The following is a 14,417-nucleotide window of genomic DNA, read 5'->3' as shown; positions in this document are numbered from 1 at the left end:
AATGTTACATAAATTTAAAGATTTAGATTAATGTCTAATTTATTATCATATAATTGCCTTAATACATTGAGTTATAATGATAATTTATCGTTTTATATTTTGAATAAGAGCTACGAATATTCGTAGAATTTTATCATTTAAAATTCTACGTATGTTAAATTAATCAAAATCATTCACGAATGTCGTTGTAAAATGGGCTTAGGAGCATTGAGAAATGTTTCTTAAAAAAGCCATATGAATGTGCAAAACAATGACGTTCTGTTCTTTATGAGAGGACCATAAAGAACAAGATAAACAAAAGTGCAAAGCAATACAATAATATTCATTATTAAAAAGATATTGCTTTAGTTCCTTTTGAAATTCGTAAAGCTGAGTTGAAAGAAGAGGGTAAAACTGGAAATTTTTTTTACCTTTATATCTTTATATTTTCCCTAAATGAGAATGTATACTCGTCAATATGCACAGATATAGGAAAATATTTTTGTTCCAATCTAGTAAAATTACAATAGCAGAGAAAATACTAAACTGTTTTAATATTTGTTTTAAATACCTAAAATGGATTGTGGCATTTTTAGAAATCTTTTTACTTGTATCATATAAGCACTCTTATTATATTGAGGAGGATTTTTTGCATAAGATCTATGAAGAGTATCGTTTTTATGAAGCTATGGCTTCATGTAAGGGGATAACATTTTCTCCTTCTCTTTCTGGTTGTTTGATTGTTAAACCACTTGCCTTTAAAAAATTAGAGAAACGTCCTCCTTTATCGATCAATTCTTGAAAGTTTCCTTTTTCCATTAAGTAACCATGTTCCAGAAAGAGTATCACATCAACATTGCGTACTGTTGAGAGGCGATGTGCTATAATAAAAGTAGTGCGGTTATGGCGTATGCAATCGAGAGCATCTTTGACACGTGCTTCTGTTTCAACATCAAGAGCGCTTGTTGCTTCATCTAGAATGAGAATAGGGGCATTTTTTAAAACAGCGCGTGCAATTGCTAGTCGCTGTTTTTCTCCACCTGATAATTGAGATCCTCGTTCGCCCACCATTGTGTTATAACAATCAGCTTTTTTTAGAATAAAATCGTGAGCTTCTGCTATTTTTGCTGCTTCATAAAGTTCTTCATTCTTTGCGCTCGCTTTTCCTATTGAAATATTGTCATAAATAGTGCGGTTGAAAAGACCTGAGTCTTGAAATACTGTTGCTAGAGACTTGCGTAAAGATTCGCGATTGATCGAGCATATATTTATTCCATCAATGGAGATATGCCCAATGGTAGGGTCGTATACGCGCTGCAACAGATTGATCAATGTTGTCTTCCCAGCCCCTGTTGGTCCTACAATCGCAACAGTTTGTCCTGCTTTAACCTCAAAGGAAATATCAAAAACGCCTTGAGAAGAATTTGGAAATTTATAGGTCACGTGATGAAATTGGATGGCGCCTTTAACATTTTGGAGGGAAGGAAGATTTTGTGGTTCGTTGGTATGAAAGGTTGAGTCTTCCATTTCAAAAAATTCTTGCAGTTTTGCTTGTGAGGATATTGCACAATTAATGAAATTGCTCATTTGGTCTAGACGACTAATCATGAGTTGTGCAAATCCAACAAAAGCAACGATTTCACCTACTCGTAATTGACCTTTTGCAACAAAAAAAGCTCCAAGGAGAAGAACACAAACGATTGAAATTGTTGAAGCCATTCGATTTAAGCCACTGGCAAGCGCCCACCAATTAAGAACAGGATTTTGTGCTTTAAGCAGAGCATTTGTATGTTGATGCAGTATAGAAGTTTCTTCTTTTATTCGGTTATAACTTTGTACAATGGAAACATTAGAGATTGAATCACTGACATGTTTAAAAAGGTTGTGGTGGTAGGATTCTACAGCGGCTTGTCCGTCTTTTGTTTTTCGCATCACTAAACGTGCAATTAATACGTAGATGATGGCAAGCACAACCAAGACTATTGAAAGACGCCAATTCATATTAAACGCTATGGGGATGAGAACCAATAAAGCGACAAGCGTTGAGAGGTGTTGGCGCATAAAATCAAGCCATATGGTTGACATGGAATCTATTGCGCGCAAAAGTGTATGGAGTGCGTTGGAAGTTCCGCGTTGTTGATGCCAAATTAAAGGCATGGCAATGATACGTTCGAAAGATTCCGTTAAAACCGTTAAGCGGCGTCTATGGGCTAAGCGGTCAGCACCGCGAGCAACAAGGACATAAGCAATAATATGTGAAAGTCCAAAACAAACCCAAAGGGTAAGAGTAGGAATGATAGCTGATTTTTCTGAAATAGAATCAATAACACGTCCGAATAAAATAGGTTCTGCAATAGTGATAATAGCTAACATAACATTAGCGGTACAGATTAAAAGGGATGCATTTTTTTCTCTATTTAGGTAAGTGAGAACACGTGCATAGGTTTTGAATAAGGACACGGTTAATTATCTCCATTCGCTATTAAGCGTAAAGGTTGTTGATTTTTACTACGCTTAGTTTTTAGCTAATAAAATTTGGACGTTAAGAAAAGGCAATTTTGGATACTAACTGTAATATGGTGTGATAAAGCCAACTAAAATATCAATTTTTGTGTTTATAAAGGCGCAAAAATAGATCAATAAAATTATCAGGTAAAAAATATTGGGCAGAGAAAATTATCAGGTAAGGGAATTTTCATGGCAGGCGTAGAAATAAAAAAAGTTGAGGCAGATGAAAATGGAATGCGCTTGGACCGCTGGTTTAAAGTGCATTACCCTGGGCTTGGTTTTGGAGCTTTGCAAAAATTGTTGCGTTCTGGTCAGATACGGGTTGATGGTGGACGTGTTAAAGCTGATACGCGTCTTTGTATGGGGCAAGCTGTTCGTATTCCACCTCTCCCTATTAATGACAAGGAAAATCTTTCAATAACGGATAAAACACTTCGTGGGCAGGATGATGAAACCGTTTTGAAAAAAATGCTGCTTTATGAAGATCCAAAGGTATTTGTTTTTAATAAACCAGCTGGGTTGGCTGTACAAGGAGGCTCTGGTTTAACACGTCATATGGATAGTATGCTTGAGGTATGGCGCAATAAAAAAGGTGAAAAGCCGCGTTTGGTTCATCGTCTTGATCGTGAGACGTCGGGGGTGCTTATTGTTGCGCGATCAAGGGGAGCTGCTCAGTCCTTAACAGCTGCTTTTAGAGCGCGAGAAACAAAAAAGACTTATTGGGCGTTGGTTCGGGGCGTGCCTAAAAAAAAGCAGGACAAAATTTCAACGTGGATGGTTAAGGAAATGACTGCACAAGGTGACAAAATGCGTGTTTGTGAACATGGGGAACCAGATTCACATCATGCGGTTTCCTACTATCGCGTTTTAGACACGCGAGGGCGGGCTCTTTCGTGGCTTGAAATGGAACCCTATACAGGGAGAACACATCAGCTTCGTGTGCATGCTGCCCATGTGGATCATCCTATCATTGGCGATACAAAGTATTTTTTTTCTGATAGTAATTGGACATTACCAGGAGGAATTCAAAACCGTCTTCATCTTCATGCACGTCGTATTCGTATTCCTCATCCTTCAGGAGGAATATTGGATATTGTTGCACCTTTACCGCCTCATATGGTCCAAAGTTTTAATCTTTTGTCTTTTAATGAGAGTGATGCTGAAACCGACTAAAAAAACTTCATTTGTTCTTTTTGATTGATATAAATTTTGTCTATAAATTTTATAAGATGAATAGGGCATCATTTGAAGAAAGTTTTTGATAAGTAAATTGCTATGAGAAAATTGTGTTTTTGAGTGATGAAATTTTCGAATATCATGGCTTTTTTTCTACAGCTCTTTATCCATATTGATTGTATTGTTATTTTTGGATATGGTGTGTTATTTAATAATCTGAGCTGGTGAAGCTGCTCCTTTGAATTATCTATAGAGGTCATATATTGGGGAGGCGTGTCTGTTGAGGGAGATGAGTTAGATAAAATCTGAAAGATATTTACTAAAATAGTGAAGGCGATTTTAATTTTTTCATGGGAGATAATTGAGGCATTTTATAGTAATGCTGAGGAAAAGTAGCCTCTCAAAAAATTCCTGGTGTCAAGGAAGTTTGTTCTGTTATCAAAGTGATTTGATAGGCTTATAGTATAGATTTATGCTTTGTATCTTTGCTTATACAATGAAGGTTTATGAGAAAAGTTCTCCTTTCAATGAGCAATTATTTTTCTACTTACTTAGTTTATTCAAAAGATTATCTTTCATAAAAGAAGAAATAAGTTTTTAGTATCTTAATGCTTCATTGAAGTGAACTCATCACATTGAAAAATATCTATACAAAAAATTGGAGATAAAACGTCAGGCGCGTTTTATTGCTCTAAGGAGGGCTTGAACACTTTTGTTTTTTTTAGTGAACAAAACAGATATTTATTATGGGAACATTCAAAGGGGAGATAAGTTGAAATTAGGAGTGACGGATGGGATCATTATTGATTGACGTTAATAACGTCTCAAAAATATATCGCAACATTGACAGAGGAATTGGTTTTAAAAACAAGGTGGTTTCTCTCTTCAAGCCGGTTTATACAAATCATCATGTGTTAAAAGATATGAGTTTCACTCTCTTTTTAGGGCAATCATTAGCAATTCTTGGCCCTAACGGAGCGGGTAAATCAACACTGATTAAAATACTTTCTGGTATACAACATGCTGATGAGGGATGTATTAAAGTCCTTGGTGTTGATCCTTATAAAGCGAAGAAAGATCTATTCAAGTCTTTGGGTGTGGTCTTTGGTCACAAGAATTGTTTGTGGTGGGATTTACCTTTACGCTACAGTCTGGATATGGTTCAACCATTATATGGTCTTGAACGCGCTTCTTTTACTCGTGATCTTAAAGAGATCACTGAGTTGCTGGGTCTTGAGCATATTATGGATAAGCCAGTGCGGATGCTTAGTCTGGGTGAGAGAGTGAAAAGTGAATTGGCATTTAATCTCTCCTTTAGACCTAAACTGTTGTTTCTCGATGAGCCAAGTATTGGTCTTGATATTACATCTAAGCATGAAATCAGGGAGCTTCTTAAAAAACTGAAAAGGGAGCGCGGCACTGGGTATATCATCACGAGTCATGATATGGGAGATATTGATGGATACGTCGATGATATTATTCTCTTGCATAAGGGAAAGAAACAGTTTCATGGCAATCTTCAGGCGCTTAAAAATGTCATTCCTTCTTTGGTGAGAATGACACTTTTTTGTGAACACTTGGCTGCACCTTCAACTGTTGTAGAAAAAATTGATGAGATTGCGTTGAAATTATCTACTCCTTTAAAGGATAAGCACTTTAACACTGAAGAATGCTCGCTGGAGATTTCGCTGCCTCGTGAGGATTTTGCGCATTTTGTACGCGAAATTACAACCGAATTGAACTGTACGTTCTCTGTATCCACTCCCTCGCTTGAAGAGATGCTCCGTGTTAAATTTAAAGAATTTATCTAACCACTGCTTTGGCATGTTTCTTTTTGCCAAGAATGGATTACTCACTGTTCTAAGTGATAGAGCAATGTTTTTTACCGACATTATCATTGGAACACTTTCGCCATTTGTTATTCAATTTCTATTATGGAATGCACTTTTCTCTGATATGGGCAACACCATAAATGGCTTTAGCTTTCATGATATGATGTATTATTATGCTTTTTCTTTAGTCCTAGGACGCTTAAATAATGGTTATAATGTGATTAAGTTTTTCTCTCATCATGTTAAAGAAGGTCAATTAGAAGTATATCTTACAAAGCCCTTCAGTTATATGACACAAATGCTTTTTACTTTTTTAGGGGAGAGTGTATTATATAGCATCCCGTTATTGGCTCTTTTTGTTGTTAAGCTTGTTTCATCCTATGAAAACATTCTGGGATTGGTCATCGCTTTTCTATTCTTTTTTCTCATTGTTATTCTATCACAATTGCTTTGTTTTTTACTCTCTTTTGGAATTGCCTTATTAAGCTTTTGGGTGATTGAGTACAATATATTACTCTCTTTCAGTATTCTTAGTTCAGCGCTTCTTGGGGGGGGGCTTTTACCACCATCTTTTTGGCCGGTGTGGCTTATTCCGCTCATGCAATTTAATCCTTATCGTTTCGTGATCTCAGCTCCTGCCGAGTTTTTTGCGACGCAAAATTTAGCGTTGTTTCAGCAGTTTATTTTCGGAAGTTTTACTTATATTTTGTGTTTTTTATTCTTAATTTATATTGCTTGGAATAAAGGGATGAAAGCATATAATGGAGCGGGTGGTTGAGATGAAAATAATCCTTCATTTTATCAGTTTGAATATCCGCCGACAGATTGTTTATGGTAAGAATTTGGCTGGGGAGTTTATTCTTTCTCTATGCTATTATTTTATTCAATTCATATTTATTGATAGAATATCTTCTTTTTCAGGAAAGATCGGTAACTATAGCAGAGATGAAATCCATTTTATCTTTGTTGTCTTTGTTTTACTTGGAATATTTTGGAATATTTTTACTAATTCTATTGAAAAATTTTTTGAAAAAGTAGCGGATGGTAAAATTGAACCATACTTGATAAAGCCCGTTTCAATTTGGTTGTTGATGTTGTTTGGTTGGTGTAAACCTCTTAATCTGATCAAGCTCTTTGTTCTTTATGTTAGTGCCTATTTATTTGTATCATTACCGAATATATCCGATCTTAAGCTAAGATGGATCTCTTTTATTGTTGCAATATTTTGTGTTTTTATCGTCAATATTTGTTTTTTCATGATGTTTAATTTTGTAACATTTATTATTAGCCGTAAGATGCCTGTCGAATATTTTCATGAAATGATTTACGAGCTTTCATTTGTACCAATAGGAATTTATCCTTTAAGCATCGTAAAATGGCTTTTGTTTATGCTTCCTATGGCTTTTTCTGCTTCCTTGCCTGTGTCATTGTTATTTGGTAAAGGCGAATGGAATATTGGATATCTTCTGTTGAGCGCTTTTCTTTTTATTGCCATGACTTTCATGAGTTATAAGAAAACAATGCGTAAATTTAATGGATTAGGGGGATGATATAAAAGTCAGAAAGTTATAATCGTGGAAGACAATGAACTTTATTAAAATTATTCCGCGTTCTTGTAGAAACGAGTGGCTGTGAAATCGTTGAAATGTGTAATGTCCTTATGGCATTAGATTTGGCGCGTTCACCAAAAGTTATCTCTTATTGTATCTGATTTAGCTTTTTCAATCAAAGAGCTAAGCTGGAGTTTACGCTATTTTTTTTACTGGGACAGCTATTTCTTCTCAATTTATAATAATGCAAAATAATTTTATCAGAATATTTCAATAAAGTATTTTTTTGTTTTTTGTAAATTTTAAAAATATTTATCTTACTGTACTATACAAAAAAATAAAAATAATATGTGTAACTAAAAAACAACACATTAATATTTTTATAATGTAATAACATAGTAATATTTATGATAATAAAGCTAAAATTATAATAAAAACAATAAAATAATTCTAATTTAATACATTTTAGCATTAAATTGTATAATATAAAAACACAAATAAAACAATTGACAAACTTAAGATAAATATGTAACGGATATAATATAATATAAAAATAGCAATTAAAATAAAATTATTAATTAAAGTTTTGTATTATATTTTTATTATAAGAAGATAAATATACGTTATCGATAGATGATGTAATGTTTTATATTTAGAGGGGGGTAAAGAAAAATTTATTTTATTAAACATTGTAATAGGTGGTTATGATGAAAATATTTAAGCATTGTATAGTATGTGTGGTTGCAGTCGCTATTTTCTTTTCACAGGTTTTAGGAGCCAATGCCGATTCTTTAAATGGTAGATTTCAAAATGCTGGTTTCATTTCTGTAATGACACAGGAAAATAGAGTTATTAAAGCTGTTGATATGATTATTAGCCAATTTGGAGGACAAGGGGCTGAGAAAAATGTCCAAAAAGTCGCGGGTTTAATGGGGATGGAGGCAGCGATTTTTGGTTTAATCGCATATCTTGTATATTTCTTTACTAGAAAGCCACCGAGTCCTAGCAGAGAGACAGGTGGAAGAACATTCGATGCTTTTGCTCATAGTGCATGGGCTTTGAATTAAAAGATATTGTACTTGATTAACTTTGAATTATTCTTTTGTTGAATATTTCATATAACTAAACCGTGATATTTAATCATGGTTTAGTTATATTTTACTCTTAATGATGTTGATTAGTTTATCCTTAAGATATTTTTTTGGGTAAGGCAATATATGGCACATTAAATTTAACTAATCAGCTATTTTAAAGGTTACTTAAATTTTTCCCTCTTCAAAATACACATTTGAGCTAAGTTTGTGGTTGATATTTTTTTATGATGCGAATGTATTAATTGAGATATCCATGAACTTTGCATATCAACTCAAAAAATACAGGGGATCACAATCTTACGACTATTTGTGGGTTTCATTCTTATGAAATGAAAAAGCATAGTGATGAGTATTATAAATGTTTGCGTAAAAAGCTTTTATTGGAAGCTTCTAGTCTCTTTGTGGTTTACAATTTTTTTTATCATTTTATTTTAAGCAAAGAGAATGTGGATTCATTTCTATTTCTCTATTTTATCTGAGAAGGGTGGAGTTATACGAATGTCAAAAAAAGTCATGATCGTGGAAGATAATGAGCTTAATATGAAGTTATTCCGTGATCTTGTAGAAGCGAGTGGTTATGAAACCGTTGAAACGCGTAATGGTCTTATGGCATTAGATTTGGCGCGTTCATCAATGCCATCTCTTATCCTTGTGGATATCCAGTTGCCAGAGGTCTCTGGAATAGATGTTATTAAACAATTAAAAGGAGATGAAGAACTAAGATCGATTCCCGTTGTTGCTGTAACAGCCTTTGCTATGAAAGGGGATGAAGAGCGAATTCGTGCCAGTGGATGTGAGGAATATATGTCAAAACCTATTTCTGTCCCGCATTTTATCACAATGGTAAAGCATTTCTTGGACTAAATCTTGTTAAGTAATGATAGAAAAAGACATTGAAAAGCTTATGAGATAACTAAAGTTATATTACAGATATTTTTTGATCTACTTTTTTAGTTCTTGTTTAAGGAGAATCTGTTGTTTTGCATTCTTGTTTTCTTCTAACAGATATAAATTTGTCTCTACGAAAGGTCTGTTTTAGCAGTTAAAAAAAGCCCCGTTTTTGTCCGAGGCTTTATGCATTGTACAAAAATTGAAATTAACGCTTTGAGAATTGGAAAGAACGACGTGCTTTTGCTTTACCGTATTTTTTACGTTCAACAACACGACTATCACGGGTAAGAAAACCACCTTTTTTCAAGATTGAGCGAAGTTCTGGTTCGTAATACGTTAAAGCTTTGGAAATGCCATGGCGCACTGCACCGGCTTGTCCGGAAAGACCACCACCTGCAACGGTTGCAATAATATCAAACTGGGTATCCCTGTTTGTTGCAACAATTGGTTGACGAAGAATCATTCTAAGAACAGGACGAGCAAAATATTTGTCAAATTCCTTATTATTGATCGTGATTTTTCCAGAACCTGGTTTAATCCATACGCGTGCAACAGCGTCTTTACGCTTTCCTGTTGCATAAGCACGTCCTTGTGAATCAAGCTTTTGCACGTGGACAGGAACAACATTTTCATGTGTTTCTGTAATACTTGTTACTATGCTAAGCTCAGAAAGAGAATTAATTTCAGCCATAATCAAGCAATCCTTTTGTTTTTGCGGTTTAAAGCACCAACGTCAAGAGATTCAGGCTGTTGTGCTTCATGTGGATGTTGGCTTCCGGCGTAAACACGTAGATTCTTCAATTGACGGCGACCAAGGGGACCACGAGGAATCATGCGCTCTACCGCTTTTTCAATAACGCGTTCGGGAAAACGCCCCTCAAGAAGTTGACGTGCTGTACGTTGTTTGATTCCACCAATATAGCCGGTATGCCAATAATATTTTTTATCCGTATATTTTTTGCCAGTGAGAGCTATTTTATCTGCATTAATGACAATAACGTTGTCACCATCATCAACATGTGGAGTAAATGTAGCTTTATGTTTGCCACGTAAGCGGTTAGCAACAAATGTGGCAAGACGACCTAAAACAAGGTTTTCTGCGTCAATAATAACCCATTTTTTCACCACTTCAGTTGGCTTTTGTGAAAAAGTTGCCATAGAAGTATCCTTTATTAGAACCCTTTTAATATAAGGGAATTTTTACTGTTTTGCGTTGAAAATTGTTACCATAGCGAAATATTTAACGCATACACCTTGCTCTGATATAATGTCTTTTGATTGACGTCAAGAGAAAATAAAAACTTTATAAAACAACATGTTATAATAAAGGTATTATAATACCTCATTAAAAGAAGTTTGTGGACAATTTAAACTTAAAATGAATGTTGCAAAAGACTATTTTATCTTTAACGTATGATTGTATTTTATCGTTCTCCATTATAAAATGAGCAATAATGCAGTGGTCTCGTTACTTTCTCAATGTTGAATCTTCTGCTTGTGGTCAAGCTTGGTTAGATGCCCTTGATGTCAAAGGGATAAATAATGCGCGTGCTATTTCTCAAAAATTTGGTTTTCCAGATCAGTTAGCTCGAGTACTTTCAGCAAGAGATGTGGATGAAGCTGAGGCTGTTGCTTTTATTAATCCAACATTACGTACGCTTATGCCTGATCCAGAAAGTTTTAGGGATATGCAATGCGCTGCAGAGCGCATTGTTAAGGCTCTTCTCAATCAAGAACAGGTTGCTGTTTTTGGTGATTATGATGTTGATGGTGCTTGTTCTTCGGCACTCATAGCGCGTTTTTTTCGTTATTTTGGTATTGAAGTCAAAATTTATATTCCTGATCGTATTGTTGAAGGCTATGGTCCGAATGAACAAGCAATGAGGATGCTTGTGCAAGAAGGTGCTCGGTTAATTATCACTGTTGATTGTGGCGCAAACAGTCCAGATGCGGTAAAAGCAGCGAGGCTTGCTGGTGCTGATGTTGTGATTTTAGATCATCATCAAATGTCAGAGATTCATCAAGAAGCCGTTGCTCTTGTCAATCCTAATCGCCCTGATGATTTTTCTAAACAGGGGCATTTATGTGCAGCGGGCGTTGTTTTTGTTACGTTAGCTTGGGTTCATCATTTACTGCGGAAAAAACAATTCCAAGGGCAGCTGCCTGATCTTTTAAGTCTGCTTGATCTTGTTGCATTGGCAACCATATGTGATGTCGTCCCATTACAGGGGGTTAATCGTGCTTTTGTGATAAAAGGGCTTCAAGTTGCTCGTTCTATGCATAATCCAGGAATAACAGCTTTAACAAAGGTTGCACGAATAGGGGAGCCGCTTAATAGTTTTCATTTAGGTTTTTTGTTAGGCCCTAGAATTAATGCAGGAGGGCGCATTGGTGATCAAGCTTTGGGAGCACGTTTGCTTAGCTGTGAGAATAAAGATGAAGCGGACAGAATAGCAGAACAATTAGATCAGCTTAATCAAGAACGCCAAGAAATGGAGAACATTCAATTAGCACAAGCGGAATCTTACATTGCTTCTCTTTATCAAGATCAAGAAATACCCTTGTCACTTGTAATTTCTCATAAAGAATGGCATCCGGGAATTATTGGTATTCTTGCTTCCCGTCTCAAAGAGCGTTTTTTTTGTCCTGTTTTTGCTATTGCTTTGAAAGAAGATGGAAATGGCGTAGGGTCGGGACGCTCAATTAATGGTATAGATTTAGGAGCACTCGTTCGTGAAGCTGTTACATTAAATTTATTAGAAAAGGGAGGGGGACATAGTATGGCCGCAGGAATTACAATTCAATCAACAAAAATTGAAATCTTTCGAAAATGGCTAGAAGAAAAAGTTTCTTTAAGGGTTTCTGAGTTGCATGCTAAAAAGTCTCTTAGTATAGATGGTTCTCTTTCTGCTTCTGGTGTTAATGAAGCGCTGTTTGAGTTGCTTGAAAAAGCAGGGCCATTTGGGACAGGGAATGCAACGCCTGTTTTTGTTCTTCCCTCTCATCGATTGGTGAATCTATCTGAAGTTGGTAAAGGACATCTTCGCCTCATTGTATCTAATGTTGAAGGAAAAAAACTGCAAGGAATAGCTTTTCGTGCTGTAGGGACATCTCTTGGTGATTTTCTTTTTGAAAATATTGGTGAAATGATTCATTTAGCTGGTCATCTTAGTTTGAATTATTGGAATGGAACGACCAATCCGCAACTGCGTGTGATTGACGCAGCCGCAGTGGTTTGAAAGGGATATTTTTTACATTAGATGTCTAGATTAGAAGCAAAAGTAGAATTTTCTTGTATGAAACGAAATCGTGCTTCTGGTTTTGTTCCCATGAGACTTTCTACAGTCTTTTTCGTTTCTTGCATTTCCACGGCATCAATAGAAACACGAAGCAATGTACGTTTTTGAGGATGCATAGTCGTTTCTTTAAGTTGTTCCGCGCGCATTTCACCCAGCCCTTTAAAACGCCCGATTTCGATTTTAGCTTTTCCAGTAAATTCAGTTTTGAGCAATTCATCCTTGTGAATGTCGTCACGAGCATAAGCAACTTTTCCTCCTTGCGATATTCTATAAAGGGGAGGGACGGCGAGATATAAATGTCCCTGATGAATAAGGTCAGGCATTTCTTGAAAGAAGAAGGTAATGAGCAGTGACGCAATATGAGCACCATCAACATCAGCATCTGTCATGATGATAATACGTTCATATCTGAGATCTTTTTCACGATACTTGGAGCGTGTTCCACATCCAAGAGCAAGGATAAGATCGCTAATTGTTTGGCTTGAGTTCATTTTTTCATGTGCAGCACTGGCGACATTTAAGATTTTACCACGAAGAGGTAAAATTGCTTGGTTTGCTCTATTTCTTGCTTGTTTAGCAGATCCTCCTGCAGAATCCCCTTCAACAATGAATAGTTCAGCACCCACAGCATGGTTCTGGCTACAATCTGCAAGTTTACCGGGCAGACGTAATTTACGGACAGCAGTTTTTCGACTTATTTCTCTATCTTGGCGTCGTCTAACACGTTCTTCAGCACGTTCAATAACCCAATCGAGAAGTTTTGTTGCTTCTTGCGGGGAATTTGCTAACCAATGATCAAAAGGATCGCGGATTGCATTCTCAACGATACGCTGTGCTTCAATGGTCGCTAATCGATCTTTTGTTTGTCCAACAAATTCAGGGTTACTGATAAAGACTGAAAGTATTGCGGCTGTTGAAATCATAATATCGTCAGACGTAATAATTGTTGCGCGCTTGTTTCCTATTAACTCAGCGTAGGATTTCAATCCACGCAAAAGAGCTTGACGTAATCCTATTTCGTGTGTTCCGCCTTCTCCTGTAGGAATCGTATTGCAGTAAGATTGCACACAAGAATCACCACCATGCCAAGCGATAGCCCATTCAACGGAGCCATGGCCATTATTTTGTTGTGTTTTGCCAGAAAAAATTTCTGATGTTACTCGATATTCATCTTTTAGTGACGAGAGTAAATAGTCTTTAAGCCCATTGGGGAAATGAAAAACAGCTTTTTCAGGAATATTTTCTGCGCCTTCAAGTATGACGGGATCACAAGTCCAGCGAATTTTTACGCCACCAAAAAGATAAGCTTTGGAGCATGCCATCTTATAGATTTTTTCTGGATCAAAAGCTGCGTTTTCACCAAAAATTTCACGATCAGGATGAAAACGAACGCGCGTACCACGACGATTATAAACATCTCCCAGATCTTCCAATCCAGATTGAGGAATGCCGCGTGAGAAACGTTGGCGGTAAAGTTTTCGTTCTCGTGCAACTTCAACTTCCATATCATCAGAAAGAGCATTGACAACAGAAATCCCTACCCCATGAAGTCCACCTGCAGTTTGATAAGCCTTTCCATCAAATTTTCCCCCTGAGTGGAGTTGTGTCATAATAACTTCAAGAGTAGATTTCTCAGGCATTTGAGGATGATTTTCGACAGGAATACCACGTCCATTATCTGTAACGGTTATATAACCGTTCCTATCTAATGAGACCTCAATAAAATCTGCATAACCCGCAACAGCTTCATCCATCGCGTTATCAATAATTTCGGCAAATAAATGATGAAGCGCTTTACTGTCTGTTCCACCAATATACATTCCAGGGCGTAAACGTACGGGCTCTAAACCCTCAAGCACTCGAATAGAGAGGGCATTATAGTCATCTTCTTGCGTATCTTTTGCGCTTTTTTTTGAAATCATCGCTTTTGATTTCATTGGAGACTGCAGAGTGTTTTCTTTTGTATTTACCCGAGATGGGGCTTTATTTAAAACACTAAAAAGATCCTTTTTGTTATCGCTCATAGCGTTTAACTATCTACCTCATAAAATAAAATATTTATTAAAACGATTTTATGCCTGTTTTTTA

General features: G+C 36.1%; 11 protein-coding genes. 7 read left to right on the top strand and 4 right to left on the bottom strand.

Annotation, left to right across the window (positions count from 1 at the left end; translation table 11 throughout):
• Positions 1–657: 657 nt before the first annotated feature.
• Complete coding sequence (locus ACFIJK_RS05095; protein WP_375626984.1) at positions 658–2,439, bottom strand: glucan ABC transporter ATP-binding protein/ permease; 1,782 nt, start codon at positions 2,437–2,439, stop codon at positions 658–660.
• Positions 2,440–2,676: 237 nt separating this feature from the next.
• Here ACFIJK_RS05095 and ACFIJK_RS05090 point away from each other — a divergent pair, with 237 nt between their 5' ends.
• From ACFIJK_RS05090 to ACFIJK_RS05065, 6 genes are all read left to right on the top strand, one after another.
• Positions 2,677–3,660 carry an RluA family pseudouridine synthase gene (locus tag ACFIJK_RS05090; RefSeq protein WP_375626982.1) on the top strand — a complete coding sequence of 328 codons (984 nt, stop codon included), beginning with the start codon at positions 2,677–2,679 and terminating at the stop codon, positions 3,658–3,660.
• A gap of 794 nt (positions 3,661–4,454) precedes the next feature.
• Positions 4,455–5,474 (top strand): ATP-binding cassette domain-containing protein, encoded by a 1,020-nt coding sequence (locus ACFIJK_RS05085; RefSeq protein ID WP_375626979.1) that lies wholly within the window; start codon positions 4,455–4,457, stop codon positions 5,472–5,474.
• Positions 5,449–6,273: an ABC-2 family transporter protein gene (locus ACFIJK_RS05080; protein WP_375626977.1), complete on the top strand. Its 825-nt coding sequence runs from the start codon at positions 5,449–5,451 to the stop codon at positions 6,271–6,273. The genes ACFIJK_RS05085 and ACFIJK_RS05080 overlap by 26 nt, the downstream gene beginning before the upstream one ends.
• On the top strand, positions 6,257–7,045 hold the full coding sequence (locus ACFIJK_RS05075; RefSeq protein ID WP_375626975.1) for an ABC-2 family transporter protein: 789 nt from the start codon (positions 6,257–6,259) through the stop codon (positions 7,043–7,045). Before ACFIJK_RS05080 ends, ACFIJK_RS05075 begins: the two co-directional genes overlap by 17 nt.
• Before the next feature lie 707 nt (positions 7,046–7,752).
• Entirely contained in the window at positions 7,753–8,112 is a 360-nt protein-coding gene (locus ACFIJK_RS05070; protein ID WP_375626025.1) for a hypothetical protein, read from the top strand.
• A gap of 525 nt (positions 8,113–8,637) precedes the next feature.
• A complete protein-coding gene (locus tag ACFIJK_RS05065) occupies positions 8,638–9,003 on the top strand; it encodes a response regulator (protein WP_375626023.1) in 366 nt (121 codons plus the stop codon).
• A gap of 232 nt (positions 9,004–9,235) precedes the next feature.
• Here the strand turns inward: ACFIJK_RS05065 and rpsI are convergent, their stop codons facing one another.
• Together rpsI and rplM are read right to left on the bottom strand one after the other, a co-directional pair.
• Positions 9,236–9,721 (bottom strand): 30S ribosomal protein S9, encoded by a 486-nt coding sequence (rpsI, locus tag ACFIJK_RS05060; protein ID WP_015856545.1) that lies wholly within the window; start codon positions 9,719–9,721, stop codon positions 9,236–9,238.
• A gap of 2 nt (positions 9,722–9,723) precedes the next feature.
• Entirely contained in the window at positions 9,724–10,188 is a 465-nt protein-coding gene (rplM, locus tag ACFIJK_RS05055; protein ID WP_015856544.1) for a 50S ribosomal protein L13, read from the bottom strand.
• A 296-nt stretch (positions 10,189–10,484) separates the two neighbouring features.
• Between rplM and recJ the strand changes: the two genes are divergently transcribed.
• Positions 10,485–12,269: a single-stranded-DNA-specific exonuclease RecJ gene (recJ, locus tag ACFIJK_RS05050; protein ID WP_375626021.1), complete on the top strand. Its 1,785-nt coding sequence runs from the start codon at positions 10,485–10,487 to the stop codon at positions 12,267–12,269.
• Between the two features lie 17 nt (positions 12,270–12,286).
• Here the strand turns inward: recJ and parE are convergent, their stop codons facing one another.
• Positions 12,287–14,353 (bottom strand): DNA topoisomerase IV subunit B, encoded by a 2,067-nt coding sequence (gene parE, locus ACFIJK_RS05045; RefSeq protein WP_375626972.1) that lies wholly within the window; start codon positions 14,351–14,353, stop codon positions 12,287–12,289.
• Positions 14,354–14,417 lie beyond the last annotated feature (64 nt).

This window comes from Bartonella sp. PS17NMGDW (genome assembly GCF_042193555.1).
GTDB lineage: Bacteria > Pseudomonadota > Alphaproteobacteria > Rhizobiales > Rhizobiaceae > Bartonella > Bartonella grahamii.
This window is presented reverse-complemented; position numbering and strand designations above follow the sequence as displayed.

Excerpts from the sequence above, each read along its gene's own strand:
- ACFIJK_RS05085 (WP_375626979.1), top strand. The coding sequence starts at position 4,455 with ATGGGATCATTATTGATTGACGTTAATAACGTCTCAAAAATATATCGC.
- recJ (WP_375626021.1), top strand. The coding sequence starts at position 10,485 with ATGCAGTGGTCTCGTTACTTTCTCAATGTTGAATCTTCTGCTTGTGGT.
- rplM (WP_015856544.1), bottom strand. The coding sequence starts at position 10,188 with ATGGCAACTTTTTCACAAAAGCCAACTGAAGTGGTGAAAAAATGGGTT.
- ACFIJK_RS05075 (WP_375626975.1), top strand. The coding sequence starts at position 6,257 with ATGGAGCGGGTGGTTGAGATGAAAATAATCCTTCATTTTATCAGTTTG.
- ACFIJK_RS05090 (WP_375626982.1), top strand. The coding sequence starts at position 2,677 with ATGGCAGGCGTAGAAATAAAAAAAGTTGAGGCAGATGAAAATGGAATG.
- parE (WP_375626972.1), bottom strand. The coding sequence starts at position 14,353 with ATGAGCGATAACAAAAAGGATCTTTTTAGTGTTTTAAATAAAGCCCCA.
- rpsI (WP_015856545.1), bottom strand. The coding sequence starts at position 9,721 with ATGGCTGAAATTAATTCTCTTTCTGAGCTTAGCATAGTAACAAGTATT.
- ACFIJK_RS05070 (WP_375626025.1), top strand. The coding sequence starts at position 7,753 with ATGAAAATATTTAAGCATTGTATAGTATGTGTGGTTGCAGTCGCTATT.
- ACFIJK_RS05065 (WP_375626023.1), top strand. The coding sequence starts at position 8,638 with ATGTCAAAAAAAGTCATGATCGTGGAAGATAATGAGCTTAATATGAAG.